Origin of the sequence: Streptosporangium sp. NPDC087985 (assembly GCF_044741965.1) — a bacterium.
In the GTDB taxonomy this organism is placed as follows: domain Bacteria; phylum Actinomycetota; class Actinomycetes; order Streptosporangiales; family Streptosporangiaceae; genus Streptosporangium.
In genome coordinates, this window is sequence record NZ_JBIUTQ010000003.1 from 125549 (window position 1) to 151576 (window position 26028).

A 26028-nucleotide genomic window follows, 5' to 3' on the forward strand; every position below is an offset into this window, starting at 1 on the left:
GAAGCTGCGCATGAGTCGCGGGCATGAACACATCCATGATCACAGCCATGGCCACAGCCATGGCCACGGCCACGGCCACGATCACAGCCACGGCGCGGAACAGACGCATGACCAGGGCGACATGGCGCCGGTCGTGGACGTGTCGGTGCCGGACACGGAACTCTCGCCCGGACAGCTGTCGCGACGCCAGATGTTCCAGCGCGCCGGTCTGCTCGGCGCCGGCCTGACGGCGGCCGGTGTTCTCGGAACGCAGGGGGAGGCCGCTGCCGTCGCACGGGTCTCACCCGGTACCGAGCCGCGGGACGGCTATCACTGGCTCGCGGGCGACCACCACATCCACACGCAGTACAGCTCCGACGGGCTGTACCGGGTCGTCGACCACGTCCGGCACGCCCAGGCGTACGGACTCGACTGGATGGTCATCACGGACCACGGCAGCGCCGCCCACGCCAAGATCGGTGTGGAGAAGGTCAACCCCGACATCGTCGCGGCGCGGGCGGCGGTCAGGGACATGCTCGTGTTCCAGGGGCTGGAGTGGAACATCCCGGCCGCCGAGCACGGCACGGTTTTCGTCGCCCCCGGCCGTAACGAGGTCTCCACCCTCAAGGAGTTCGAGAACTCCTTCGACGGCTCCGTCAAGAACGCCACGGCGAGCACCCCGCAGAACGAGGCTCTGGCCATCGCCGGCCTGAACTTCCTGGCCGACGCGGTGAGGCGGCGCCGCCTCGACGATGCGTTGTTCCTCGCCAACCACCCGTCCCGCAAGGGCATCGACTCCCCGCACGAGATCCGCGGCTGGCGCGACGCCCAGCCCTCCATCGCGGTGGGCATGGAGGGTGCGCCCGGTCACCAGGCCGCCGGCATCCCCAAGCCGAACGGTCCGGGCAGCGGACGGGGTTACTACGACGGCGGCCCGTCCGCGGACTCCTTCGCCGGCTATCCGGCGGAGAGCTACAAGACCTTCGGTGGCTTCGACTGGATGACGTCGACCGTCGGAGGGCTCTGGGACAGTCTCCTCGCCGAGGGCAAGAGCTGGTGGATCACCGCGAACTCCGACTCGCACCAGGTCTACGGGGACACCAGTGACCGTGGTCCGGGAAGCGACTTCAACGCCAACGGCAAGTACAACGACCCGATCCACAAGGGAGTCCCGAACCTCGCCAACGGAGACTTCTGGCCGGGCTACTACAGCCGGACCCATGTCGGTGCCCAGGGTGTCTCCTACACCGCGGTCATGGACGGCATCCGGGCGGGGCGTGTCTGGGTCGACCACGGTGCTCTGATCAGCGGCCTGGTCGTGCGGGCCCGCACTGCGGGCACGGGGCAGCGCGGGGTCACCCTGGGCGACAGCCTCAGCATCCGCCGGGGTACCAAGGTCGAGCTCACCATCGAGATCACGCTGGCGAACCAGCCGAACTGGGCGCAGTTCATCCCGACCCTGGCACGTGTGGACGTCATTCAGGGCGACGTGACCGGTCCCGTCTCCGACCGGGACGCGTTCACCACGCCCAACACCAAGGTCGTCAAGTCCTTCGAAGTCGGCAGGAACAGCGGTACGGTGAAGTTCACCTACCAGCTGGGCGCCGTCGACCGCCCGGTCTACGTACGGCTGCGCGGGACAGACGGCAACCGCAGCGCCCCCGGCCTTCTCGGGGCGTCGGTGGACCCGGCGGGACCCCAGATCGACGTCTTCGGGGACGCCGACCCGTGGACGGACCTGTGGTTCTACAGCAACCCGATCTGGGTCCTGCCGCGCTGATGATCCTCGGGATTGACGCGGGATCGCGTACGGTCGCGGAGGCCGAGCGCCTTCTCCACGAGGTGGTGAAGGGGCTCGGCCTCCCGGCCGACATTGTGGGCTGCACCCATTTCGTCCGGTTCGGAACGCCACACGTGGCCTGCTCGGTAACCGTCGAGCAGGCGATCGACCTGGGCGATCTGCCCGGCGACGTGGGCATCGCCTTTGGCGAGAGCCGTACCGGGCCGGAAGACCTCGCGGAGGGTGCGGCGCTGGCGGCAGCCGAGCACGCGGCCGGGACCGGCGGACGGGTGGTCGCGTTTCCCGGCCAGGCCGAGCTGACCGGCACCGTCAGTGTGGGCGAGGTGACGGCGCGCTCCGCCGTCGACCGGGTCGTCGTGCTCGCTCAGGCCGGTGAACCGGCGGCCGGCACACTTCTCGTGACCAACGATCACATCCGGCCCGAGTGGCGCGACGGACACATGACCCTGGTGACGATGCCCGCGTCGGGAGGGCGCCTCATGCCCGCCGAGGTGCCGAACCCGACACCGTGCTGCGCCGATCACGGCTGAGAGGCCGCGCCAGGTCCGAGGGGACCGTGTGGCTGAGACGTCCCCGGGACCAGGAGGGCGCGATCGGCTAGATCTCGCCCTTGATCTCCAGCCGGGTCAGTGCCTTGGCCATCGGGTGGACGGTCAGCTCGATCTGCCACTCGCGGGCGCCGAGCTCCCGCAGCCGGGCCGCGATGGCCTCCTCGTCGATGACCGAGGGGGGTTCCCAGGTCAGGCGGCGCACGGCGTCGGGCTGGAGGAGGTTCTCCGTCGGCATGTGGTGTTCGTCGGCGAGCGCGGCCACCACGGCCCTGGCGGCGGCCAGGCGCCGCGCGGCGACCGGGTCGCGGTCCATCCACCGGTTGGCGGGCGGCGGCCCGTCACCCGGGGTGCTGGGCTGCGGGAGCTCCGACTCCGGTAGCGCGCGTGCCCTGCCGATCGCGGCCAGCCACTCGCGCAGGTGCCGCCGGGCGCTACGGCCGGTGAACGGCGGGATCTCGGTGAGGGCCTTGGTGGTGCGGGGCAGATCCAGCGCGGCCGTGACGATCGCCGAGTCGGGAAGGACCCGGCCGGGCGCCAGGTCCGCCTCGCTGGCGAACCCGTCGCGGAGCGTCCACAGCTCCCGGACCACCGCCAGCCCGCGCAGCGAGCGGACCTTGTGTATCCCGGAGGTGCGCCGCCACGGATCCGAGCGCGGCGCGGGGCTCCTGTGGGCCAGCACCGAGGCGAACTCCTCCTGTGCCCACGCCAGTTTCCCGCTGGACTCCAGCTCCCCGTGGAGGACGTCTCGCAGCTCGATCAGGACCTCGACGTCAAGGGCCGCGTAGCGCAGCCAGTCTTCGGGCAGCGGCCGGGTGGACCAGTCGGCGGCTGAGTAGCCCTTCTCCAGCTTGAGCCCGAGGACGTTCTCCACCATCATGCCGAGCCCGACCCGCTCGTAGCCGAGCAGCCGCCCGGCCAGCTCGGTGTCGAACAGTTTCCGCGGGTGAAAGCCCAGCTCGGTCAGGCAGGGAAGATCCTGGGAGGCCGCGTGCAGCACCACTTCCGCGTCGGCCAGCGCCGCGTCGAGCTCCGACAGGTCCGGAGAGCGGGTCGGATCGATCAACGCGCTGCCCGCACCGACGCGGCGTAACTGCACCAGGTAGGCGCGGCCGCTGTAGCGATAGCCCGAGGCTCGCTCGGCGTCCACGGCCACGGGGCCTGTGCCCCCGGCAAAGGCTCGCACGACATGTGCGAGGGCGGCCGCGTCCTCGACGACAGGTGGGATTCCCTCTCGTGGCTCCAGCAGCGGAACGATGGTTGTCTCGTCGGTCACGTTCGGAAGGGCTCCGGATCTTCGCGACGGCGTGGCTGCAGGGTCGCCACGCCGGGTGGCAGGGGTGGTATACCCGCCGCAAGGCACATCAGATCGCACCAGGCGGCGACATGGCTGGAAAGGTCTTCTTCCAGCGGCGACCAGGAGGCGCGCAGCTCCAGCTCCGTGGTCACCGGGTCCTCGGCTTTGTTGCCGAAGCCTTCGGAGACGGCCCGGGTGACGGTCCCCCCGGCCGCGGCGTAACCGGCGCCGTGCGCGTCGAGCGACTCGGTGAGCCAGCTCCACGCGACGGGCCCGAGCAACGGGTCTTCGGTGATCTCCGGCTCCATGTCCGCCCGGACGTAGGCGACCAGCCGGAACGGTCCGTCCCAGCCGCGCTGGCCGTCCGGGTCGAAGAGCATGATGAGGCGGCCGACCGCCAGTTCGTCGTCATCGCGGTAGACCGAGGCGCCGATGGCCGCCGAGTAGGGAGCCAGGCGCTGGGGCGCCGGGATGTCCTCCAGCTCGATCTCCGGTCTGACCTCGGCGGGGCGCAGGGTGGCCGCCGCCCGCCGGAAGGCGGCGGGAGCGGGCGGTGCCTCACCGAGGGTCATATCGGAAGCGTAGGTCGGAACTGAGCGCATGGGGGCCACTGGGGTAGGTGTAGGAGCCATTGGAGCCGATCAAGGTACTGCCATCGCCCGGCGGGGAGCGGACACGCCCTCGCCATCGGGAACCCCGGGGAACGGGGCGTGACCGCACTCGACACAGGCCCACTCGGGGCATCGGCCCGGCCCGTGGCCGTCGGAACAGGGAGGCTGCTCGAAAACCCGCTCGGCGGTGCAGGCAGCACAGTGCTCACCGCGGCGTTCGGTTGAACTCCACATCGTGGACATCGCACGGGCCTTTCGTCGGGTCGTGGTCCGACGTTGGCACGTCGCGCCGACATTTCCGCGCAACGTGCTCGGCGTGTCCCTAAAGTGATGCCGGAATCGTTGCCGCGCGGTGACTTGACGAACATTTGGATCAGCTGGGGGCCGTGCCAGATCCGTCAATGGGAGGAACTGTACCCGGAAACATGATCGCTCTGTGCCGTCCACCGCCGCCGGAGGCGTGCCGACATCGGTTTCTGATGGACGAAGCACTCGAAACCGTCAGAACATGATCGTCATCATGACTTGAAACTGTCTGGGCGTTGTTAGGTGTGATCTTGTTGAATAACCGGTGATTTCATAGCGATAATCCTGGCTAATGGACGTGGTGAGCGGACCGAGCACCCGGCATGGCACCCTGGAGGGGTGACTCCCGAGCTTGCCGACTCTCCTTTCCTGCGTGCCTGCCGCCGCCTGCCCGTCTCACACACGCCCGTGTGGTTCATGCGCCAGGCCGGTCGATCGTTGCCCGAATACCGGGCCGTACGCGGAACGGTGCCGATGCTGACCGCGTGCGCCACCCCCGACCTGATCGTGGAGATCACGATGCAGCCGGTCCGCCGCTACGGCGTGGACGCGGCCATCTTCTTCAGTGACATCGTGGTGCCGCTCAAGGCGATCGGGATCGACCTGGACATCAAGCCCGGCATCGGCCCGGTGGTGGCCGAGCCGATCAGGGACGCCGCCGCGGTCGGGAAGCTGCGCCCGCTCGAGCCCGGCGACGTCTCCTACGTCACCGAGGCCGTCCAGGCGCTGACCGGCGAACTCGGCCCGATCCCGCTCATCGGCTTCGCGGGCGCGCCGTTCACCCTGGCGTCCTACCTCATCGAGGGCGGCCCCTCCAAGAACCACGACCGCACCAAGGCGATGATGTACGGCGAGCCGCACCTGTGGCACGCCCTGATGGACCGGCTGACCGGCATCGCCCTCGGCTTCCTGCGCCTCCAGGCCGCCGCCGGGGTCTCGGCCGTCCAGCTCTTCGACTCCTGGGTCGGCGCCGTCGCCGCCGAGGACTACCGCGAGTTCGTCCTCCCCTACACCAGCCGCATCTTCGCCGGCCTGGCCGACCTGGACATCCCCCGCATCCACTTCGGCGTCGGCACCGGCGAGCTGCTCGGCCTGCTCGGCGAGGCGGGGGCCGACGTGGTCGGCGTCGACTGGCGGGTCCCGCTCGACGAGGCCGCCCGGCGGGTCGGTCCTGGCAAGGCGCTTCAGGGCAACCTGGACCCGGCGACGCTGTTCGCCCCCTGGGAGGTCGTCGAGCGCCGCGCGGGTGACGTTCTCGCCCGCGGCGCCAAGGCCGAGGGCCACATCTTCAACCTGGGCCACGGCGTGCCGCCCGGCGCCGATCCCGACCAGCTCGCCCGCCTCACGGACTTCGTGCACGGGGCATCCACCCGCTGACGGTCCCGCCCGTGGCCCCGCGCCTTCCGGTCCGTGGCCGGTGCTCCCCGTGACGTCCGACGAGGACCGCTCCGGGGCGACCGGCCGTGGGCGGATCCTATGACCGCTCGGAGGGGGCGGGCTCATCCTCCCCGGACCCGTCCTCGCCTGAATCAGCGGTGAGCGGCGCGGGCGCCGTCCGGGGGGCGCCCTTTCGGGTACGGCGGACCCAGAGGACCACCAGCCAGAGCGGCACGATCACGATCAGCCAGGGGAGCAGCACGCCCAGGACGGTCAGCCCGACTTTCACGGCCGTGACGAAGCCCTTCCAGCCTGACCGCAGGCCGCCGAGGAAACCGGACGGCCCGTCCTCGGGCTCGGTGATCACAACCGCCGGGCCCACCAGGTTCAGCGTCAGCGTCGCCAGGCTCGTCTGTGAGGCGAGGGTCTTCTGCCGCGCCTGGAGCGACTCCAGGTCGGCCTCGCGGCTGGAGATCTCCCGTTCGACGTTCAGCACCTGGCCGATCGTGTCGGCCCTCTTCAGCAGCGTGCGCAGCGAGTCGAGTGACGACTTCGCCGATTTCAGCCGGCTCTCCACGTCGGCGATCTGCTCGGTGACGTCCTCGGTGTTCTGCTGGAGTGACTGGCGCGTGCCGAGTTCCTTGCCCAGCCGGTTCAGGACGTCGGGATACCTCCCGGGCGGGACCTTGAAGACCAGCTGCGCGGAGCCCTCGACGTCGGAGTAGTCTTCTGACTTCTCACTCGCCAGGTAACCGCCGGCCGTGGTGACGATCTGCCGGGCCCTGTCGGCGGCCGCGGTGACGTCCTTGACCCGGACCGTTGTCTCCGCCACGTAGATGATCGCCCGATCCTGCGGGACCACCTTCACCTGACCGACCTGCCCGGCCGAGGCCTGCGATCGCTGAGGCTGGGCGGCCCCGGCCGCATAGGATCCTGCCTCCCCGCCCGTCACGTTCTGGTCGGCGAGGGCTGGAGCACTGGCGGACTCCGTGGTCACGTCACCACCCCCGCAGGCCGACACCAACAACGCCATTCCCGCCAGCGCGACCGCCAGGCGAGAGCCGTACCGGAATCTGCTCATGTCCTTGTTGACGGGCACGGTCCGGATGAAGTTTGGTGCGGGGAGTCACGATGGAGTCACGTTCCCCGGACCTCCGGCCAACGGGGTGGCAGGACGTGTGACCGGGCAGGGGGGACGGTACGGTCAGGAGTCATGGAAGCTAACCGGTGCCATGTGGTGGTCGTCGGCGGCGGGATCGCGGGGCTGGCCGCCGCGTGGTATCTGGGGCAGGGCGGCGGAGGCGTCCGGGTGACCGTGCTCGACGGCGCCCGGCGGATCGGCGGCAAGCTGCACGCCACCGAGGTCGCGGGGGTCTTGGCGGACGCCGGGGCCGAGGCGATGCTCGCGCGGCGGCCCGAGGGCAGGGACCTGGCCCGGATGGTCGGCCTGGGCGAGGAGTTACGGTTTCCCGGCACCACCCGGGCGGCCATCCTGAGCCGGGGCGTGCTGCGGTCCATGCCCCAGGGGCATGTCATGGGCGTCCCGTCCGACCTGACCGCGCTGGCCAGGTCCGGGATCCTCAGTCCCGCCGGTCTCGCCCGCGTGCCGCTGGACCAGATCCTCCCGGCCACGCGTGTCAGCACCGACGTGTCGGTCGCCGCCTACATCCGCGCCCGGATGGGTGGCGAGGTGGTCGAGCGCCTGATCGAGCCGCTGCTCGGCGGCGTCTACGCGGGCCAGGCCGACCGGCTCTCGCTGGACGCGACGATGCCCGGGATCGCCATCGCGGCCCGTTCGGAGCGGTCGCTGCTCGCCGCCGCCCGGAGGATCGTCGCCGAGGCGCCCAAGGACGCCGGGCCCGTCTTCACCACCCTGCGGCGGGGGATGGGCGCCCTGCCCGAGGCCGTGGCCGCCGCCTCCGGCGCCGAGATCAGGACCGGCGTCACGGTCCGGGAGATGCGCCGGACCACCGCAGGCTGGCAGCTGGTGACCGGGCCGGTGCCCCGGCCCGAGGTCATCGAGGCCGACGCGGTGATCGTCGCCACCCCCGGCCCCTCGGCGAGCCGCCTGCTCGCCGGTGAGGTGCCCCAGGCCGCCGCCGAGCTGGCCAGGATCGACTACGCCAGCATGGCCATCGTCAGCCTCGCCTACCCGCGAGAGGCGTTCCCCCAGCCGCCGACCGGTAGCGGCTACCTGGTCCCGCCCGTCGACGGGCGTCCGATCAAGGCCGTCACGTTCAGTTCGGTCAAGTGGCCGCACCTGGCCGAGACCGATCCCAACCTGATCCTGCTGCGCTGCTCGATCGGCCGCCTCGGCGAGGAGGCGGTGCTCCAGCGTGACGACGCCGAGCTGGTGGCCCTGGCGATGGCCGAGATGGTGGAGGTCACGGGTGTGCGCGGGCTGCCGCGCGACTCTCGGGTGACGCGCTGGGGCGGCTCCCTGCCGCAGTACGACGTGGGCCACCTCGACCGGGTCGCCCGTATCCGCGCGGCCGTCGCGACCCAGCCCGGTCTGGCTCTGTGCGGCGCCGCCTACGATGGTGTCGGCATCCCGGCCTGCGTCTCCACCGCCCGCACTGCGGCGGCCCGGATTCTGGACCACCTGGATCCCACGGGAGAATGGCAGAGGAACGCCGATTTGCTGACGAAGGGGTGAGGACGACGGACGAGAATCCGCGGCCCAAGGCGCGCGACCTGAACCAGGTGATCCGCTACACGATGTGGTCGGTCTTCAAGGTGACCGGGCGCTGCCCGGGCAACCGTGAGGGCATGGCAGACGAGGTCGAGGAACTTCTGGCCCAGATGGCTCAGAAGGACGTGGTCACCCGTGGCCTCTACGACGTGACCGGGTTCCGCGCCGACGCCGACTTCATGTTCTGGTGGCACGCGCCGACCGCCGAGGACCTGCAGGAGACCTATGCCCGCTTCCGCCGCACCGGCCTCGGGCTGCTGACCGAGCCCGTCTGGTCGGCGATGGCGCTGCACCGCCCGGCCGAGTTCAACAAGTCGCACATCCCGGCCTTCCTGGCCGAGGAGGAGCCGCGCCGGTACGTCAGCGTCTACCCGTTCGTCCGCTCTCTCGAGTGGTATCTCCTGGATGACGCCGACCGCCGCCGGATGCTCGCCGAGCACGGCAGGATGGCCCGTGACTATCCGGATGTGCGGGCCAACACCGTCGCCTGTTTCTCCCTGAACGACTACGAGTGGATGCTCGCCTTCGAGGCCGACGACCTGCACCGCATCGTCGACCTGATGCGCACCCTGCGCGCAGCCGAGGCCCGGCGGCACACCAGGGAGGAGACCCCCTTCTACACGGGAATCCGCAAGCCGGTCAGCGAGCTGATCGCCACGCTCCCCTAGCCGCCGCCCGGCCACCGTCGTCGCGGGTAGCACCGCCCGTTGCCGCCTGCCGCGCGCCCCGGCAGGGGAGCGTCACGGCCCGGGCATGTACGGCGCCCCGATGAATCCCGAGAAGCGTCCGATATCATCTCGTGGTTTGTCATACTCAGAGAAAACCACCTCTCTTTGGGAGGGCAAGGGTGAAAAGGGGCGCAGATCTGGCACGGTCCACACGGCGCGCGCGTGGACGCCGGAGAAGGAAGGCCCGGACACGGGTTCTCGAGGTGTCGGTGGGGGTGACCGCGCTGGCGGTCGCGGGGCTGGCGTTGGGCGGGTCCCTGCTGCGGAACCCGCAGGCGCAGTCCTCGGTTCAGGGCCGGCCCCCGTCGCCGCCGCAGGAGGCGGGGCGGGCGGCCCTGTCCCCGAAGGCCGCCTCCGCCGGAGGTGGCCCGGTGATGGCCGCCGGGCCCAGCGCGGAGAAACGGGCGGGGGACGAGGCCAAGGCGGCCGGGCTGTCCAAGCACAGTGACAAGAGGGCGCTCGCTTACTTCGAGAACCACAAGGCGACCAAGCGCGTCAGGGACATCCGTATCGTCGGTGGTTATCTCCGGGTGTACACGGACCTTCCGGAGTCGGCGACCAACTCCAAGCAGGCGCTCAAGCTGTGCCGGACGGGGGTGGACTACCTCGTCGAGGAGCTCGGCGTGCCCAGCCCGGTGGTCTTCGTCCAGGCGAAGTTCGGGGAGAACGGCAACCCCGTGCTGGCCAACATCCTCGGGCCCGACGACACCGACTGCCGGGTCACCTACCCCAAGCCCGGGAGGTAGGGGGCCCGGTCGGTCAGCTCACCCGGACCCGGGTCTTGCCGCAGACCTTGCAGCGCTGGGTCCTTACCCGGCCGATGCTCTCGATGACCTCCCACCTGTGCCGGATGTGCACGGTGGCCCCTCCTGAGGAAGATTGCTTTACGGAGACGTCCGCATACCATGCGTGATCTCGCCTTACCCTTGCCTCCGCGCGTCCTCACCTTCCGGGAGGGCTGAGTGTCGTGCGTTGCGGGCGGGGAGGGGGCCGATCCCGCGTCGTCCGTGCCGCCCGGGGCCGAGGGGCCCCGGGCCGGGCCGATGATCAGTCGGTGGGCTCCAGCCGGAGCGACACGGAGTTGATGCAGTAGCGGTCGTCCGTGGGCGTGCCGTAGCCCTCGCCGTGGAAGACGTGGCCCAGGTGCGAGTCGCAGGTCGCACAGCGGACCTCGACACGGGTCATGCCGAGCGAGCGGTCCTCGATCAGGGTCACCGCCTCAGACTTCGACGGCTCGTAGAAGCTCGGCCAGCCGCAGTGGCTGTCGAACTTGGTGTCCGACCGGAACAGTTCGGTGCCGCAGGCCCGGCAGCTGTAGACGCCTTCGGTCGTGGTGCCGACGTACTCTCCGGTGAAGGGGCGCTCGGTGCCCGCCTGGCGGAGAACGTGAAACTCCTCGGGAGAGAGCTGGACGCGCCACTCGGCGTCGCTCTTGACCACCTTGTCCATCCCCTCAGCCTATGCGGTCGCGGGGTGCCCTCCGTGAGGGTGGGGTCACGGCCGGAGGCCGGGGCGGGTGTCCGAAAAAAACCTTATGGGCGAAGCATCCATTATGTCCGGTTTAGCGTCTTTATAAGTGAGGAGGGTTTCTGCCTTCCTGGTTAAGGGTGAGATCACTCGTCGGGCCGTCCGGGGATCAACTGGACGGTTGAAGGCCGCCGGCCGGGTGGCGCGCCAGCGCCCGAACCGGAGAGCGAGACGGGTGGTCATGCGGTCCGTCCCGTTGAGAGCCCGGTCCCGCCGCCGTGGCGGCTCCGGGACGGACTCGCCCCTGGAGTACGGTTCGATTCATGGCGTCGCCGTACATCGAACTCGCGGTCGGGGACAGGGTTGTCAAGGTCACCAATCCCGACAAGGTCTACTTTCCGGAGATCGGGGTGACCAAGCGCGAGCTGGTCGAGTACTACGTGAGCGTGGGCGAGGGGGCGTTGCGCGCCCTGTACGACCGGCCCACCTACCTCAGACGTCATCCCGACGGCGTCGAGTCCGAGGGCATCTACCAGAAGCGCATGCCTCCCAGGCATCCCGAGTGGCTTGAGACGGTCACGGTCCGCTTTCCCAGCGGACGCACCGCCGACGCCCTCCGGGTGACCGAGGTCGCCGCCCTCGCCTACTGCGCGAACCTGGGAACCATCGACTTCCACCCCTGGCCGGTCCGCGCCTCCGATGTGGACCATCCCGACGAGCTGCGCATCGACATCGATCCGCAGCCCGGCACCGGCTTCGAGGAGGCGCGCCGGGTGGCCTTCGCGGCCGGCGAGATCCTCCGGGAGCTCGGCATGACCGGCTTCCCCAAGACCTCCGGCAGCCGGGGCATCCACATCAGCGTGCGGATCGAACCGCGCTGGGACTTCACCCAGGTGCGTTACGGCGCGATCGCCCTCGCCCGGGAGGTGGAGCGCCGCGCGCCCGACCTGGCCACCGTCGCGTGGTGGAAGGAGGAGCGCGGGGAGCGGGTCTTCATCGACTACAACCAGAACGCCCGTGACCGGACCGTGGCCGCCGCCTACTCGGTGCGGGCCAGGCCGCAGGCCCCGGTCTCGACCCCGCTCACCTGGGAGGAGCTGGCGGACGCCGACCCACGCGACTTCGACATCCGGACGGTCCCGGCCCGGTTCGTCAAGCTGGGCGACGTGCACGCGGCGATCGACGAGCGGGCCTACTCGATCGAGCCGCTTCTGGAGTGGTTCGAGCGCGACGGCCACCAGGACATGCCCTATCCGCCGAACTACCCCAAGATGCCGGGCGAGCCAAAGCGGGTGCAGCCCAGCAAGGCGCGGGGCGAATCCGGGAGGTGACCGGCTCGATCGCCCTGGCGGGAGGGGTCGGGGTTACCGGCGCCGGCCGAGAGTGAAGGCCACGTTCACACTGATGATGCCGGCCCAGACGAGCGGGATCACGAACGCGTGCGTGTCCGCGAAGGCGAGGGCCACCGTGCTGACCACGCCGAGCACGACGGAGACGATCGCCAGCGCCAGGCGCTGACCGGCCTCCACGGCCGGGCGGACCGCGGGGGCCTCCTTACGGGAGCGGGCGGCGATCCGGTCGTCCACCCGCCGGTCGATCTCCTGGTCCATCTTGTCCAGGAAGCCCTCCACCAGGGAGTCTTCGTACTCGGGGCCGAGGTCACGGCGGGCCGCCACGGCGGCTCTGAGTTCGTCGTCGGAGGAGGATGATCTGGCCATGGTCGAGATATATCGTTTCTTGGTTCTTATGTCTACACGAATGACCTTCTATCCCGCCTATCCGGCCAGGTGAGTTCACCGGAGCCGAACGTATCGGGTGAAGAGGAAACCCTCCTCTTCCAGAACGTGCGCCAGCCGGAGCCGGGTGAGCGAGGCCGGCCCGTTCAGGACCCGCGCGGCGTCCCCGCCGATCAGCGTCGGGCTCAGCGTGAGGCAGAGCTCGTCGATCAGGCCGGCCGCGGCGAGCTGGGCGTTGAGGTTCGGGCCGCCCTCGCACAGCACCCGGCCCAGGCCGCGCCTGCCCAGTTCCTCGACCGCCGATGTCAGGTCCACCCGCTCGTGGCCGGCCACGATCACCTCGGCATGCCTGGCGGCCTCCTCACGCCGCTCCCTGGGGGCGGCGTCACAGGTGATCACGATCGTCCGCGCGTCCGGCTCGGCCTCGGTGAACAGCGGGCTCGCCAGGTCCAGGTCGAGCCGCCGGGTCACCACGGCCACCGGCGGGGCGGCCGGGCGGCCCTCGCGCAGCGGGCGCCACGACTCCCTCGGCCGGGCGGGGCCGTACCCTTCGGCCCGTACGGTCTCCGCTCCCGCCACGACCACGTCGGCCAGCCCGCGCAGCACCCCGAAGACCCGCCGGTCGCCCTTGCCCGACAGTCCGCCGGACAGCCCTTCCAGCCAGGCCCCGCCGTCGGCGCTGGCCACCATGTTGAGCCGGACACACGGGCCGTCCGGGTAGGCGTAGGCCTGGGCGAGGTCGACGTCGCCGGAGGAGCCGGGATGGATGAGGCGCATCCTCCTACCTTGGCACAGCGGCGGAGGACGGATGTCCCCACCGCGGTCGATAACGGATTCGATACTTCTGGCGACTTAGGTTGACTGTCGTTACATGATTCGTTCTGGGAGATCTAGGAGGGTTTGTGGGGTTGGTCGCGATCGTGACATGGTTGATCACTGCGATGGCCGGGATCTATCTGCTGTATCTGTGGCTCTCCGGTGGGGGGCTGCGCCAGCAGAGGACAAAGGTCACTCGCTTCCCCGCCGTGCTGGTCTTCGCCCATCCAGTCCTGGCGGTCTCGGCGCTGGGCTGCTGGATCGTCTACGTGCTCACCTCCGAGCGGGCCCTGGCGTGGGTGTCGTTCGGGGTGCTGGCGACCTCCGCGCTGCTGGGCTTCGCCATGTTCACCCGCTGGCTGGGCGGGGGCCGGCACGCGCGCGGCACCGAACAGCGCTTCCCCGTGCTCGCCGTCGCGCTGCACGGCGTGGCCGGGGTGACCACGTTCGTCCTGGTGCTGCTCACCGCCGCGGTCGCGACCGGACTCTAGGCTCTGGGGCAGCGCAGGATCCGCAGGGAGCGCGAGGTCACCGTGACCACGGACTCCGGCGGCCGGAGCTCCTCCGAGAGCCGCCCGTTCCCCGGCCCGTCGTCGGCGGTGTCCAGCACGGTCCGCCACTCCGCTCCGTACTTCGCTCCGGGGACGGTGAAATCCATGTCCTCGTGATGACCGTTGATCAGCAGCAGGAACGAGTCGTCCAGGATCCGCTCGCCGCGCGGGCCCGGCTCGGTGATGGCGTCGCCGTTCAGGAAGACGGTCAGCGACTTGGCGTAGCCGGTGTGCCAGTCGGCGGCCGACATCTCCTCACCGGCCGGGGTGAGCCAGACGATGTCGCGGGTGCCGTTCTCGGCCCTGCGGCCGTGGAAGAACCTGCGCCGCTGGAAGACGGGGTGCCCGCGCCGTAGCTCCGACAGGCTCCTGACGAAGTCCAGCAGGTCCTTCTCGTCCGTGACCAGTGACCAGTCGACCCAGGAGATCTCGTTGTCCTGGCAGTAGGCGTTGTTGTTGCCGCCCTGGGTCCGGCCGAACTCGTCGCCCGCCAGCATCATCGGCACGCCCTGGGAGACGAACAGGGTGGCCAGGTAGTTGCGGCGCTGGCGGCGGCGCAGGCGGGTGATCTCCGGATCCTCCGTGGGCCCCTCGGTTCCGCAGTTCCACGACCGGTTGTCGTCGGTGCCGTCGCGGTTGTTCTCCTCGTTGGCCTCGTTGTGCTTGCGGTTGTAGGAGACCAGATCGGTCAGCGTGAATCCGTCGTGGCAGGTGACGAAGTTGATGGAGGCCACCGGGCGGCGGCCGGAGGTGGCGTAGAGATCGGCGGACCCGGTCAGCCGGGAGGCGAACTCGGGCATCGCGGACCCGCTCCCGCGCCAGAAGTCGCGCACGCTGTCGCGGTACTTGCCGTTCCACTCCGTCCACAGGGGCGGGAAGTTGCCGACCTGGTAGCCGCCGGGACCGACGTCCCACGGCTCGGCGATCAGCTTCACCTGGGAGATCACCGGGTCCTGCTGGATCAGGTCGAAGAAGGCGCTCAGCCGGTCCACGTCGTGCAGCTCGCGGGCGAGGGCGGCGGCCAGGTCGAACCGGAAGCCGTCCACGTGCATCTCCAGGACCCAGTAGCGCAGCGAGTCCATGATGAGCTGCAGCGCGTGCGGGGAGCGGACGTTGAGGGAGTTGCCGCAGCCGGTGTAGTCGAGGTAGTAGCGCCGGTCTCCGTCGTGCAGCCGGTAGTAGGCCGTGTTGTCGATGCCCCGGAAGCCCATCGTGGGTCCCATGTGGTCACCCTCGGCCGTGTGGTTGTAGACCACGTCGAGGATGACCTCGATCCCGGCCTCGTGCAGCGTCCGCACCATCGCCTTGAACTCCAGCACCTGCTCGCCGCGCTGCCCCGAGCTGGAGTAGGCGTTGTGCGGGGCCAGGTAGGCGATCGTGTTGTAGCCCCAGTAGTTCGTCAGCCCCCGGGCGACCATCGCGTGCTCGGGCACGAACTGGTGCACCGGCATCAGCTCGACCGCGGTGACGCCCATGCTCAGCAGGTGTTCGATGACCGCCGGATGGCCCAGCGCCGCGTAGCTGCCCCGCTGCTCCTTGGGCACCGCCGGATGGCGCATGGTGAGCCCGCGCACGTGTGCCTCGTAGATGACGGTCTGGTGGTACGGCGTGCGGGGGAGCCGGTCGTCTCCCCAGTCGAAGAACGGGTTGACCACCACGTTCTTCGGCATGAAGGGGGCACTGTCCTCGTCGTTGCGGCCGGCCGGATCGGCGAACGGATAGGAGAACAGGGACGCGTTCCAGGCCACGCCGCCCTCGACGGCCTTGGCATAGGGGTCCAGGAGCAGTTTGGAGGGATTGCACCTGTGCCCGCGGGAGGGTTCGTAGGGACCGTGGACGCGGTAGCCGTACCGTTGCCCCGGCGTGATCCCCGGGAAGTGACCGTGCCAGACGAACCCGTCCACCTCGGGCAGGTCGACCCGTTCCTCGCGGCCGTCGTCTCCGAAAAGGCATAGCTCGACCCGCTCGGCCACCTCGGAGAACACCGAAAAGTTGGTGCCCACGCCATCCCAGGTGCCACCGAGTGGATACGACTCTCCAGGCCAGATTTCGCGCATATGGCCCTATTCTCCTCCGATTGGGCCCTCGTGTGCAGGGCGATGCCGTCCTTTGACCGCGCATGCTCCGCCGGGGGCGTGCGCGGTCAAAGGGGGCGATCAGCTCAGCAGTTCGGCGTTGAGGCTGATCGTCGTGCCCGCCAGGGCCTTGCTCACCGGGCAGTTCGCCTTGGCCGTCTCGGCGGCCTTCTGGAACTCCTCTGCGGACAGGCCCGCGACCTGGGCGCGGACCGACAGGACGATCCCGGTGATGCCCTCACCCGGCTGGAAGGTCACCTCCGCCCTGGTCTCCACCGTCTGCGGCGGGGTGCCCGCCTGCGCCAGCCCGTGGGACAGGGCCATCGAGAAACAGGAGGAGTGCGCGGCCGCGATGAGCTCCTCCGGCGAGGTCTTGCCGTTCGCCTGCTCGGCCCGGGAGGGCCAGGAGATGTCGAACGTGCCCACTCCGGAGGAGTCGAGCGAGACGGTGCCCGAACCGTCGAGCAGCGCGCCCTTCCACTGGGTTGTCGCGGTACGTGTCGTCGCCATGGCGATGTCCTTTCAATCACGAAACATTGGCCACCGACGACCCTACTCGCCGAGGTCACGGTGATCGTGACCAAAGCGCTCGTCGCCGCCCGGCCGCTCTCGCCCGCGCCGCGTCCCTCGCCCGGCGGCAGGACGGTGCGTGACTTTCCGTTTCCTTCTGTGTGAGATCTGTAATCGAACCCTTGGCGCTGGACATAGGAACGGTGACGGCATGTTGGGAAGGGGCGGCCGTGTCGGAGGACGACGAGGAGAAGTGGTTCGACTGGATGTTCCGCACCTTCTACGGCCCCGTGTGGGCGTACGCGGCACGCCGTGTGGACCGCGCGGTGGCCGATGACATCGCTTCCTGCACCTTCCATACGGCCTGGCGGAAGAGGCATCGGCTCCCCCGGGGGGACGACCGCGCCGTCGTCGCCTGGCTGTACCGCGTGGCCTGGGGACATGTGCGGAACGTGACCCGCGGTGAGCGCCGTAGGCAGCGGCTGGCCGGGCTGCTGAGGCAACTGCCGCCCGACCTGCCGGGGGGTGGCCCCCGCGACGAGGAGGAGATCCGGACCGCGATGGAAACAGCCATGGCGCGGCTGCGCCCCAAGGACGGCGAGATCCTCCGCCTGCACTACTGGGAGGACCTCGCGATCGAGGAGATCGGCGAGATCCTCGGCCTGACCCCCAACGCGGTCCGCGTACGGCTGTGCCGGGCCCGCCTGCGGCTGGGGGAGTTCCTGCGCGGGATGCGCCTGGAGCCGGGGGAGGGAGAGAGGTGACCCCGGAAGGCCACGACGAGATCCGCGAGCTGATGGTCCGGCACAATCCGATCCCCCCGCACGAGGTGACAGGGAGCCTCGGCCCCGGCGACGGGGAGGAACTCCTCGGGCGGATCCTGCGCGAGGGCGCCTCCCGGAAGGCGCGGGGCAGGGGGCTGCGGGCAAGGGGGCCTGCCCTCGCCGTCACCGCTCTCGGGGTCGCCGTGGCGATGGTGATCCCCTTCCGGATACCGCCGGAGTCCCGGCAGGCCCCGGCGTCCACCGGCGCCTCGCCGGAGCCCCGCGTCCCCGGCCGGGTCGGCCCGGAGATCCCGGAGGACCTGGCGAGGATCACGCACATCTCGGCCACCGAACCCCTGAGGGAGTCGTCGCCACACCCGATGGCGTCCTTCCCGCCGGCCTCGGCCCGGCTGCTGGAACTGGCCGCGCTCGCGGAGGCCCGGCCGCGCCCCGAGGCCGGGCCGTGGAGCTATGTCAGGACCGAGGAGTGGCTGCTCGCCACCACCGTGGGGCCGGACAGCACGACTTCGAAGATCACGCCGTGGGTGGTCAGGCGGTGGGCGCCGGTGAGCGGGAAGGGGACCTACCGCGCGGTGAGGACGCCGGGCAGGCCGTTCGGGGGTGGCGGCTGGGCGGGGATCTCGCCCCGTGCCCTGCCCTCGGTCCCCGGACCGGCCCAGGACATCGGCTGGGCGACGGATCTGGGACCGAGGGCGGCCGCGCTGTCGAGGTCCTGGCCGCGGCTACGCGGGCAGCTCCTCGAGGCCGAGCCGCAGACCACGATGACGCGGACGCGCCGTCTCGTCCGGGCGATGGAGAACCTGTACTCCTACGACGTGGTCGAGCCGGCGCTGGCGGCGGCGCTGTGGCGGGTCTTCGCGGGTCAGGACGATCTGAGATCGCTCGGGCGGATCAGGGACCGGGCGGGAAGGCCGGGGCAGGCGTTCGGATTCGAGGACGGGCCGCTGCTGGGGGTGTTCGTCGTCAGCTCGGCGACCGGAGGCCTGCTCGCGACCGAGCTCATCAGGGTCACGGCAACGGGCGGTTCCGGGGGTCCCGCTCCAGCGGTGGAGGAGTATCGGACCTACGCCGGGAGCACCTGGGTGAGAGGCGACGGGGAGACGTCGTGACCGGCGGACCGTGACCGAGGACGCGGGGGGCGGCCGACCGCTCCCGCGTCCGGTGCCCGGCGGATGCTAGAGATCGCCGCATTCACGCAGGCTGGGATGGGCGTTCACCCAGCGCCGCTCGCCGATGTAGCTCGTGTTGCCGTAGCCCTCCCCCGGGGAGAAACAGGTTCCGTTTTCGGCCGGGGTTTTTTTGACGAAGAAAGCGAAAGGGCGGTCATTTTTAATGGACATGATGGTAATTGCCCCATTTAGCTTTCTCGTCCCCGTCACCTTGATGGCCTGGCGGGATCCCTCGAAGGCCCTGCGGTCGTAGAGGCACACCGCGTTGTCGGGGATGCCGTCCTCGTCGCAGTCACGCTCCGTTCCCCGGCGGGCGGCGCCGCAGGAGGGTGGCCGGAAGGTGATCACCTCCGCGCCGCCGTCGTAGACGACCACGTTCGGTGGGACGAACCGGCCGTCCGGAGCCTCTTCGAGCTGCGCCGCGACGGCTCGGGCGGTGTCGATCTCGCACAGGGACGACGCCTCCGGGCCGGAGGCATGGGCCGGGACCGGACCGGGCAGCGCGGCAAGTGTGCCCGAGAGAAGGACGGCGCAGGCCGCACCCGGTTCCTTGAGGCTGATTCTCATGATTAGTCCTTTTCAGGGTGATCGGTGGCGGCGGCGAGATCCGATCGGCTGTCGAGGGCCGAGGGTAGACCGGTGAATGAGGGCGCAACGGCGAAGGAGCGCATTCTTTCCACACCGAATATCCGTACGTCATCCTGTAATGAACAGCCCTTCAGTGGACGTTTACCACCGGAAACACTTCCCGGCAGAACGGAGCGCTCCGGATGAGGACTCCCCCTTCGAACCAGTCGGGCCACGTGGGCCATCGCGAGCCGCTGCCGCGGGACGGCACCCGTGACTGCGGGGTGCTGGAGCGGGTGATGCACCGGCACTGGTCCGGGAGGCCGCGGCGGGAGCTGGTGGACGTGGTGGACGAGCTGGCCGGACTCCCGGTCCATCTCGCGACCCGGCTGGCCGAGGACCTCGACGGGATCTGGCTGGGTCCGGACATATTCGCCGAGCCGCCGGAGCCGGATGACTCCTGCGACGCCCGGGTGGCGGCGGAGTCCGCCGGGGTCTACCTGGGACGGACGGTCATCATCATCGGGGGAGCGCACTCGTCGGGCGCGCTGGTCCATCACATGATCGGACACGCGCTGTGCGATCTGGACGAGATGGACGAGACCCCGGAGTGGCGGTGGATCATGAGGTTCTGCCGTCCCCTGCTCGCCCTGGACCGCTACCGGGACTGCCCGTCCGAGTGGTGGGCCGAGACCTACGCGCTCTGCGCGAGCCGCAGGTTCGACCGTCTCACCCGGTTGCTGGCCGACGACGGCCAGGCCGCCGCGGCCGTGGCGGCCTACCACCAGAGGCGTCAGGGGTGGGTCAGATGACGGCCCGCTCGACGAGGGCGTCCAGATCCAGGCGCGGGGGGAGGGTGCCGAAGGCGCGCCCCGCCTCACCCGCCAGCCGGGAGGCGCAGAAGGCGTCGGCGACGGCCGGCGGCGCCAGCCGTACGAGCAGGGAGGCCTGCAGGACCAGGGCCATGTCCTCGGCGATGCGACGGGCGCGGGCCTCGACGTCCGTCAAGTCGCCGAGGGACTTGCGCAGGCGGTCGGCGGCGTCGTCGAGGTTCCGGTCGGCTCCGGCGGCGAGCGAGACCTCGGCGAAGAAGGCCTCCAGCGCCTCCGGCTCGCGCCCCAGGGCACGTAGCACGTCCAGTGCCGCCACGCTCCCCGAGCCCTCCCAGATGCCGTTGAGCGGCGACTCGCGGAACAGCCGGGGCATCTGTGACTCCTCGACGTAGCCGTTGCCCCCCAGGCACTCCAGAGCCTCGGCCGCGTGGACCGGGCCGCGCTTGCACACCCAGTATTTGCCCACGGCCAGCGCGGTACGGCGCAGCGCGCTCTCGGCCCGGTCCCCGGCTATGGTGCGGTCGGTGGCTCCGGCGAGCCGGGTCATCAGCGTGGTCGCGGCCTCCGACTCCAGGGCGAGGTCGGCCAGCACGTTGCGCATCAGTGGCTGGTCGATCAGCTTCCTGCCGAACGCGCTCCGGTGCGTGGCGTGGTGGACGGCCTGCGTCACGCCGTACCGCATGCCGGCCGCCGAGCCGATCACGCAGTCCAGCCGGGTCATGTTGACCATCTCCAGGATGGTCCGCAGCCCCCGGCCCTCCTCGCCCACCAGCCAGGCGACCGCGCCGTGGTACTCCACCTCGGCGCTGGCGTTGGACCTGTTGCCCAGCTTGTCCTTCAGCCGCATCAGCCGCATGGCGTTGCGGGTGCCGTCGGGCAGGACCCGGGGGAGCAGGAAGCACGACAGGCCGCCGGGGGCCTGGGCCAGGACCAGGAAGACATCGCACATCGGGGCGGAGTTGAACCACTTGTGCCCGGTCAGGGCGTAGCTGCCGTCACTCAGGGGTTCCGCGCGGGTGGTGGTGGCGCGGACGTCGGAGCCGCCCTGCTTCTCGGTCATCCCCATCCCGGCGAGCACCCCGCGCTTGCCCAGCGGCGGACGCAGCCCGAAGTCGTAGCTGCGGGAGGCCAGTGCGGGCTCCCACTCGGCGGCGAGCACGGAGCTGTGGCGCAGCGCGGCGACCGAGGCGTAGGTCATGGAGATCGGACAGCCGTGACCCGCCTCGACCTGACTCCAGACGTAGAACTTGGCCGCGCGGGCCACATGCGCGCCCGGCCGGGCGCTGGCCCACGGGGTGGCGTGCAGGCCGTTCTCCACCGCCACGGTCATCAGCTCGTGCCAGGCGGGGTGGAACTCGACCTCGTCGATCCGCCGGCCGTACCGGTCGTGGGTGCGCAGGACCGGGGGATGCTCGTTGGCCAGCCGTCCCCATTCCAGCGCCTGCGCGGAACCGGCGAGCCGGCCGAGCCGGTGCAGCTCACCGGTGGCCCAGCCGGCGTTCTCGCGCGCCATCCCGGCCAGGAGCGCGTCGTCGGCGGACACGTCGTGACCGGTGAGCGGGGGAGCCTGGTTGAAGACATCATGGGTCACGGCGGCCTCCGATGAACTCGCCCGGCCCCGTCGCCGGGTGCTGTTCCCATCTCAGCACCTCTCCATGATCACCGCGAGTCCGGGTGGGCCCCGGGCGATCCGCGTCCGCCGGACGGGGCGGGCGGGAGACCCGCCCGTCCCACCCGTCCCGGATGTTCAGTTGCCGCCGACGAGATCGCGGACGTAGTCGTCGTCCTCGTCGCTCTCGGCGAGCACGCGGGCGACGCCCCGCCCTGCGCGCTCGTCGCCCCGCGCGGCCAGCCCCCGTGTGGCCTCGGCCACCGTGGTCAGGTCCTCGTCGTCGAGCCGCGCGGCCAGCGCGTCGCGGATCTGCTCGGTGTCCTCCCGCAGTCCCGCCAGGCCCATGGTCGCCCAGTCGCGGACCTCCTCGTCGGGGTCCTCCGTCATCGAGATGAGCAGCGCGAGCCCCTCGGCGTGACCCGGGGGCAGGACGGCGGCCAGCGCGGCAGGGTCGGCCTGGGTGCGGACCCAGCCGTCAGCGGTGATGATCTCCAGCACCTCGGGCAGGGACCGCGGGTCGCCGTGATGGCCGAACGCGCCGAGCAGCGAGCGCAGCACCCGCTCGTCACCCTCGGTGGCGCTCATCCGCCGCAGGATCGGCAGTGTCCGGTCGAGGAAGGGCTTCTCGTCCTCGACGAAGCCGAACTCCGCGAGCACGTCGACGGCGAACTCCCGCTTGCGCGGGTCCTCACTGACGCAGAGCCGCGCCGCGGACTCGAAGGTCTCCTCGTTTCCCCGCCGGCTCAGCGAGCTGGCCACGGTCCACCAGGTCTCGGCCTCCTCGTCGACGTCCCGGTACGGCAGCGCCCGCTCGACCAGCTCGTCGAAGGGCAGCCCCGGCGAGGAGGCGTCCTCCAGCAGGGTCGCGATGGCCGCGTGGCCTCGCTGGCACTGCAGCTCGGCCGTGCGTGTGCCGTCCGGCCCCACGGCCGCGACGGTCACCAGGTCGGTGCCGTCCGCGGCGCGGCTGCGGCCCACGACGAACTGGGAGTCCTCGGGGACCTGCTCGGTGAGCTGGTCCAGCAGCGCGCTCTCCAGCTGCGTGCCCAGCCAGTCGTAGGCGATGGCCAGCGGCGTGTCGCCCTCGTCGTCCGACCGGGTGGCGTCGGCTCCGGCCTCCAGCAGCGCGCGTACGGCGCCCAGCGCCCCGCGCCGGGTGGCCAGGGTGAGCGCGGTCTCGCCGCTCTCGTTGGTCTCCTCGGCATCGGCCCCGGCGTCCAGGAGCACCTTGAGCGCGTCGGCCTGCCCGTTGGCGGCGGCCCAGAGCAGGGCGGTCCACCCACCGCTCTCCCGTCTCGAGGGCTCGGCCCCGGCGGCCAGCAGCGCCTCCACGACCTCGGCGTGGTTCCAGGCCGCGGCCCCGGACAGGGGCAGGCCCTCGTCCTCCCCGCCGCTGCTCCGGTTGGGGTCGGCCCCCGCCGCGAGCAGCGCCCGCACGATCGCCACCCGGCCGTCCGTCGAGGCCCGGTACAGGGCCGTCGTCTCCCCGGCGCCGTCCGGGTCGGCGCTCGTCCCGCTCTGGAGCAGGTGATCGACCCGCTCGGCGTCGTTCCCGGCCACCGCGTCCAGAAGTTCTTCATACATGTCTCCGGATCATAGGCGGCCCCGGCGACCGGAGGCCGCCCCCGGCGTGAGGTCCGCAGGTTCCTCCCTTCGAAGGATCCACTGCGGAGATCACTCGCGATATGTTGTGAGTCATGAGCGAACCCGACGCAATACGGGCGTCCGACGCCGAGCGGGAGGCTGCGGTCGAGCAGTTGCGCGTCGCCTCCGTCGAGGGACGCCTGACCCTCGGCGAACTGACCGAACGTACGGAGGCGGCCTACACCGCCGTCACCCAGGCCGAACTGGCCGTCATCACCTCGGACCTGCCGCCGGTCGGGCAGACTCACACGCCCGCCCACGCGCCGGCTCCGGTCGCGGTGCCGCAGAGCGCCGCGCGACGCTGGTTCGTGGCCGTGATGGGCGACTCCAAGCGCCGGGGCAAGTGGCGGATCGACCAGGGGCTCGGGGCGGTCGCCGTCATGGGTGATGTCGTGCTCGACCTGCGGGAGGCCGAGGTCCGCACCGGTGTGGTGGACATCGTGGCCACCGCGGTCATGGGCGACGTGAAGATCATCGTTCCGGACGGCGTGGACGTCGACCTCGAAGGCATCGCGATCATGGGGGACAAGCGGGTCCAGGTCCTGGAGGCCCCTCCCGGCATGAACGTGCCCCTCATCCGGGTCAAGGCCTACGTGCTCATGGGCGACGTCAAGGTGATCGGCGACTCCAAGGCCAGACCCGTCAAGAAGGCATGGGCAGCCTGGCGCGACCAGTGGCGTGAGCTGCGCGGTGAGCTCAGGGACGAGCCGAGGCCTCCCCTGCCGCCGTCCCCCTGAGAGATCCCGGACGCGTGCAACGTCTCGGGGGAGCCGGAGCGTAGTGATCGGTGACGGACACCGAACAGTGAGGACTCCGAATGCGAGACCGGGTCGACTTCGAGCGCTACGTGGAGCAGCGCTCGGCCCGTCTGCTGCAGACCGCCTACCTGCTGTGCCGAGACTGGGGCACAGCGGAGGATCTCCTGCAGACGGCGTTGGCCAAGGCGTGGTTCGCCTGGCGGCGGGTGGGCGACAACCCCGACCCCTACGTCTACCGCATCCTGGCCAACACCCACGCCTCCTGGTGGCGGCGTAGATGGCGGGGAGAGGTGCCGACCGGCGTCCTGCCCGACGTGGCGGGAGACGACCAGATGGGTGCGGTCGGGGCACGCGAGGCGGTCCGGCAGGCTCTGGCAGTCCTGCCCGACAGGCAGCGGGCCGTGATCGTCCTGCGGTACTTCGCGGACCTGCCCGACCCGCAGATCGCCGAGGTTCTCGGCTGCTCGGTGACGACCGTCCGCAGTCAGGCCAGCCGGGCGCTGGCCAAGCTGCGCGTCGATCCCGCGGCGGTCGCCGCGATCACCACGGGGAGCTGAGATGACGATCACCGAATCCGAGCTGCGCGAGATCCTGGAGCGGGAGGGCGCCGACGGTCTGCACAGGGGCGTGACCGTCGCCGACGTCGACCGGCGTGCCCGGAGGATCAGGCGCCGCCGCGCCCGGTTCCTGGGCGGGGTGGCCGCGGTGGGACTCGCCGTCGCGGCGGCGTTCACCCTGCCCACGGGCAGTGCCGGGACTGTCCCCGACGACGTCTGGACCGGAGTCATGGCCCAGCCGTCCCCCGCCGTACCGACTGTTTCACGGCCGGTGGGAGAGCCGGTCGTCGGCGGTGAGATCGCGAACCGCGCCTACACCGTGGGAGGGGTGCGCAAGGAGCTTCGGGTCAGGACCGGCAATGTTCCGACCATGGTGCAGATCTTCTGCTCCGGGCCACTACGGCGGGTGATCATCTGGATCGACGGGGGCGCCCCGCAGAAGCATCTCTGCGGGGACGGTCCTGACGGGGTCATCTTCATGGGGTGGTGGCAGGACAAGTCCGGTAAGACCGCCACGGAGCGTGTCGTGTCCGCGGCCGTGCTGCCGGGAGAGCTGGACACCAAAGAGAAAGGAGCCGAGGACCTGGCCTCCGGGATGGACGGCCTCTTCGACGGCTGGGAGCGACAGCTCGCCGAGGCGGACGAGTTCCCCGTCACGTGGTCGATCATGGTGCGGAAGCTGATCTACCAGCCCTGCCAGGACAACGTCCGCCAGGTGGATCCGGCCACCGGCCAGATGGTTGTGGTCCGGTGCGAGAAGAAGGACCGTAAGGCGGGGGGCTGACGCACGCCGTCAGGCGGTCGCGGAGGTCCTGTCCCGCCGTACGGCCTGCTCGTAGCGTTCGAGCAGCACGGCCGCGAGCTCGGGGGCGGCGCCGAGCACGCCGGCGACGGCCTCGGCGCCCGCGGCCAGGGCGTCGCGGCGGATCCGGTCGGCGAAGTGGCCCGGGGCCAGCAGGTAGGGGGCCACCACCACGCGCGGGGCCCCGGCAGAAAGGAGCCGCCGGATCGCCTGAGCGGGGGTGGGCTCGGCGGCCGAGGCGTAGGCGGCGGTCACCGACCACCAGCCACGCCGCCCGGCCCAGTCCGCGGCGATCCCCGAGACCGTCGCGTTGGCCCGCCGGTCGCTGGAGCCGGCCGAGACCAGCACCACGGCGGTGCGGGGGTCCCCGGCCCGCACCCCGGCCTCGGCCAGCCGCCGCTCCAGGGCGGTGACCAGCAGGGGGTGTGGGCCCAGGGTGGTCCCCAGGTGCACGCGCAGCAGCGGCCGGCGAGCCGCCAGCGCGGCCAGCGCGCCGGGAATGTCCACCCGGCTGTGGTAGGCCTCGGTGAGCAGCAGCGGTACGACCGCCGCCTCGGCCAGCTCCGCCAGCGCCCCGGTGAGCGTCGGAGCGGCGTGGTCGAGATAGGCGGCGCGCACCGGGAGCTCCGGGCGTGCCCGCCGGACCAGGTCGAGAAGGTCCTCCACGGTCGCGGCGGCGCGCGGGTCACGGGACCCGTGCGCCACCGCGACCAGCGGGATCGTGGCCGCGGTGGCACGCGCCCGCCACGTCACCGGCTGCCTCCGGCATGACCGCCCCGGGCTCCGGCCCGGGGCCTCAGCCGTGAA

The 26028-nt window shown here is 70.9% G+C and carries 26 protein-coding genes; 14 read left to right on the forward strand and 12 right to left on the reverse strand.

Annotated features, from left to right (window positions below):
- The first annotated feature begins 10 nt into the window (after nucleotides 1-10).
- On the forward strand, nucleotides 11-1759 hold the full coding sequence (locus ACIN94_RS09425; protein WP_400702028.1) for a PHP domain-containing protein: 1749 nt from the start codon (nucleotides 11-13) through the stop codon (nucleotides 1757-1759).
- Nucleotides 1759-2310 carry a hypothetical protein gene (locus tag ACIN94_RS09430; RefSeq protein ID WP_400702031.1) on the forward strand — a complete coding sequence of 184 codons (552 nt, stop codon included), beginning with the start codon at nucleotides 1759-1761 and terminating at the stop codon, nucleotides 2308-2310. The genes ACIN94_RS09425 and ACIN94_RS09430 overlap by 1 nt, the downstream gene beginning before the upstream one ends.
- Nucleotides 2311-2377: 67 nt before the next feature.
- Here the strand turns inward: ACIN94_RS09430 and ACIN94_RS09435 are convergent, their stop codons facing one another.
- Both ACIN94_RS09435 and ACIN94_RS09440 read right to left on the reverse strand, forming a co-directional pair.
- The gene (locus ACIN94_RS09435; protein WP_400702034.1) at nucleotides 2378-3604 is read right to left on the reverse strand and encodes an HRDC domain-containing protein; all 1227 of its coding nucleotides are present in this window, start codon (nucleotides 3602-3604) and stop codon (nucleotides 2378-2380) included.
- Nucleotides 3601-4197 (reverse strand): DUF3000 domain-containing protein, encoded by a 597-nt coding sequence (locus tag ACIN94_RS09440; RefSeq protein ID WP_400702037.1) that lies wholly within the window; start codon nucleotides 4195-4197, stop codon nucleotides 3601-3603. The genes ACIN94_RS09435 and ACIN94_RS09440 overlap by 4 nt, the downstream gene beginning before the upstream one ends.
- A gap of 684 nt (nucleotides 4198-4881) precedes the next feature.
- Here ACIN94_RS09440 and hemE point away from each other — a divergent pair.
- On the forward strand, nucleotides 4882-5919 hold the full coding sequence (gene hemE, locus ACIN94_RS09445) for a uroporphyrinogen decarboxylase (RefSeq protein WP_400702040.1): 1038 nt from the start codon (nucleotides 4882-4884) through the stop codon (nucleotides 5917-5919).
- A gap of 97 nt (nucleotides 5920-6016) precedes the next feature.
- Here hemE and ACIN94_RS09450 read toward each other — a convergent pair whose 3' ends face one another.
- Nucleotides 6017-7000, reverse strand: a complete 984-nt coding sequence (locus tag ACIN94_RS09450; RefSeq protein WP_400702043.1) for a DUF4349 domain-containing protein — start codon at nucleotides 6998-7000, stop codon at nucleotides 6017-6019.
- 132 nt (nucleotides 7001-7132) lie between these two features.
- On the opposite strand from ACIN94_RS09450, the gene hemG reads away from it, so the two are divergent.
- The 3 genes from hemG (at nucleotide 7133) to ACIN94_RS09465 (ending at nucleotide 10085) form a co-directional block, all read left to right on the forward strand.
- Nucleotides 7133-8575, forward strand: a complete 1443-nt coding sequence (hemG, locus tag ACIN94_RS09455; protein WP_400702046.1) for a protoporphyrinogen oxidase — start codon at nucleotides 7133-7135, stop codon at nucleotides 8573-8575.
- On the forward strand, nucleotides 8572-9279 hold the full coding sequence (hemQ, locus tag ACIN94_RS09460; protein WP_400702049.1) for a hydrogen peroxide-dependent heme synthase: 708 nt from the start codon (nucleotides 8572-8574) through the stop codon (nucleotides 9277-9279). Before hemG ends, hemQ begins: the two co-directional genes overlap by 4 nt.
- A gap of 275 nt (nucleotides 9280-9554) precedes the next feature.
- Nucleotides 9555-10085 (forward strand): hypothetical protein, encoded by a 531-nt coding sequence (locus ACIN94_RS09465; RefSeq protein ID WP_400702052.1) that lies wholly within the window; start codon nucleotides 9555-9557, stop codon nucleotides 10083-10085.
- Nucleotides 10086-10386: 301 nt separating this feature from the next.
- On the opposite strand, the gene msrB is transcribed toward ACIN94_RS09465, so the two are convergent.
- The gene (msrB, locus tag ACIN94_RS09470) at nucleotides 10387-10788 is read right to left on the reverse strand and encodes a peptide-methionine (R)-S-oxide reductase MsrB (protein ID WP_400702055.1); all 402 of its coding nucleotides are present in this window, start codon (nucleotides 10786-10788) and stop codon (nucleotides 10387-10389) included.
- A gap of 341 nt (nucleotides 10789-11129) precedes the next feature.
- Between msrB and ligD the strand changes: the two genes are divergently transcribed.
- The gene (gene ligD, locus ACIN94_RS09475; protein ID WP_400702058.1) at nucleotides 11130-12137 is read left to right on the forward strand and encodes a non-homologous end-joining DNA ligase; all 1008 of its coding nucleotides are present in this window, start codon (nucleotides 11130-11132) and stop codon (nucleotides 12135-12137) included.
- 33 nt (nucleotides 12138-12170) lie between these two features.
- On the opposite strand, the gene ACIN94_RS09480 is transcribed toward ligD, so the two are convergent.
- Nucleotides 12171-12524, reverse strand: a complete 354-nt coding sequence (locus ACIN94_RS09480; RefSeq protein WP_400702061.1) for a hypothetical protein — start codon at nucleotides 12522-12524, stop codon at nucleotides 12171-12173.
- Nucleotides 12525-12599: 75 nt separating this feature from the next.
- Nucleotides 12600-13319 carry a pyrimidine reductase family protein gene (locus tag ACIN94_RS09485; protein WP_400702064.1) on the reverse strand — a complete coding sequence of 240 codons (720 nt, stop codon included), beginning with the start codon at nucleotides 13317-13319 and terminating at the stop codon, nucleotides 12600-12602.
- Between the two features lie 143 nt (nucleotides 13320-13462).
- On the opposite strand from ACIN94_RS09485, the gene ACIN94_RS09490 reads away from it, so the two are divergent.
- Nucleotides 13463-13849, forward strand: coding sequence for a hypothetical protein (locus tag ACIN94_RS09490; RefSeq protein ID WP_400703033.1), 387 nt, complete (start codon nucleotides 13463-13465; stop codon nucleotides 13847-13849).
- Here ACIN94_RS09490 and glgX read toward each other — a convergent pair.
- The gene (glgX, locus tag ACIN94_RS09495) at nucleotides 13846-15966 is read right to left on the reverse strand and encodes a glycogen debranching protein GlgX (RefSeq protein ID WP_400702067.1); all 2121 of its coding nucleotides are present in this window, start codon (nucleotides 15964-15966) and stop codon (nucleotides 13846-13848) included. The genes ACIN94_RS09490 and glgX overlap by 4 nt on opposite strands.
- Nucleotides 15967-16065: 99 nt before the next feature.
- A complete protein-coding gene (locus ACIN94_RS09500; RefSeq protein WP_400702070.1) occupies nucleotides 16066-16494 on the reverse strand; it encodes an OsmC family protein in 429 nt (142 codons plus the stop codon).
- Nucleotides 16495-16724: 230 nt separating this feature from the next.
- Between ACIN94_RS09500 and ACIN94_RS09505 the strand changes: the two genes are divergently transcribed.
- Both ACIN94_RS09505 and ACIN94_RS09510 read left to right on the forward strand, forming a co-directional pair.
- A complete protein-coding gene (locus ACIN94_RS09505) occupies nucleotides 16725-17258 on the forward strand; it encodes an RNA polymerase sigma factor (RefSeq protein WP_400702073.1) in 534 nt (177 codons plus the stop codon).
- A complete protein-coding gene (locus ACIN94_RS09510; protein WP_400702076.1) occupies nucleotides 17255-18388 on the forward strand; it encodes a hypothetical protein in 1134 nt (377 codons plus the stop codon). Before ACIN94_RS09505 ends, ACIN94_RS09510 begins: the two co-directional genes overlap by 4 nt.
- Nucleotides 18389-18454: 66 nt before the next feature.
- On the opposite strand, the gene ACIN94_RS09515 is transcribed toward ACIN94_RS09510, so the two are convergent.
- Nucleotides 18455-19015 carry a hypothetical protein gene (locus tag ACIN94_RS09515; RefSeq protein WP_400702079.1) on the reverse strand — a complete coding sequence of 187 codons (561 nt, stop codon included), beginning with the start codon at nucleotides 19013-19015 and terminating at the stop codon, nucleotides 18455-18457.
- Nucleotides 19016-19218: 203 nt separating this feature from the next.
- Between ACIN94_RS09515 and ACIN94_RS09520 the strand changes: the two genes are divergently transcribed.
- The gene (locus ACIN94_RS09520; RefSeq protein WP_400702082.1) at nucleotides 19219-19827 is read left to right on the forward strand and encodes a hypothetical protein; all 609 of its coding nucleotides are present in this window, start codon (nucleotides 19219-19221) and stop codon (nucleotides 19825-19827) included.
- Here the strand turns inward: ACIN94_RS09520 and ACIN94_RS09525 are convergent.
- Both ACIN94_RS09525 and ACIN94_RS09530 read right to left on the reverse strand, forming a co-directional pair.
- Entirely contained in the window at nucleotides 19820-21439 is a 1620-nt protein-coding gene (locus tag ACIN94_RS09525; RefSeq protein WP_400702084.1) for an isovaleryl-CoA dehydrogenase, read from the reverse strand. The two genes, ACIN94_RS09520 and ACIN94_RS09525, sit on opposite strands and share 8 nt — an antisense overlap.
- Before the next feature lie 156 nt (nucleotides 21440-21595).
- Nucleotides 21596-23044 carry an ankyrin repeat domain-containing protein gene (locus ACIN94_RS09530; protein WP_400702087.1) on the reverse strand — a complete coding sequence of 483 codons (1449 nt, stop codon included), beginning with the start codon at nucleotides 23042-23044 and terminating at the stop codon, nucleotides 21596-21598.
- Between the two features lie 113 nt (nucleotides 23045-23157).
- Here ACIN94_RS09530 and ACIN94_RS09535 point away from each other — a divergent pair, with 113 nt between their 5' ends.
- From ACIN94_RS09535 to ACIN94_RS09545, 3 genes are all read left to right on the forward strand, one after another.
- Nucleotides 23158-23841 (forward strand): DUF1707 domain-containing protein, encoded by a 684-nt coding sequence (locus tag ACIN94_RS09535; protein ID WP_400702090.1) that lies wholly within the window; start codon nucleotides 23158-23160, stop codon nucleotides 23839-23841.
- An 80-nt stretch (nucleotides 23842-23921) separates the two neighbouring features.
- The gene (locus ACIN94_RS09540; protein WP_400702093.1) at nucleotides 23922-24419 is read left to right on the forward strand and encodes a SigE family RNA polymerase sigma factor; all 498 of its coding nucleotides are present in this window, start codon (nucleotides 23922-23924) and stop codon (nucleotides 24417-24419) included.
- Between the two features lies 1 nt (nucleotide 24420).
- On the forward strand, nucleotides 24421-25203 hold the full coding sequence (locus ACIN94_RS09545) for a hypothetical protein (protein ID WP_400702096.1): 783 nt from the start codon (nucleotides 24421-24423) through the stop codon (nucleotides 25201-25203).
- 9 nt (nucleotides 25204-25212) lie between these two features.
- Here ACIN94_RS09545 and ACIN94_RS09550 read toward each other — a convergent pair whose 3' ends face one another.
- Complete coding sequence (locus ACIN94_RS09550; protein WP_400702099.1) at nucleotides 25213-25974, reverse strand: sirohydrochlorin chelatase; 762 nt, start codon at nucleotides 25972-25974, stop codon at nucleotides 25213-25215.
- Nucleotides 25975-26028 lie beyond the last annotated feature (54 nt).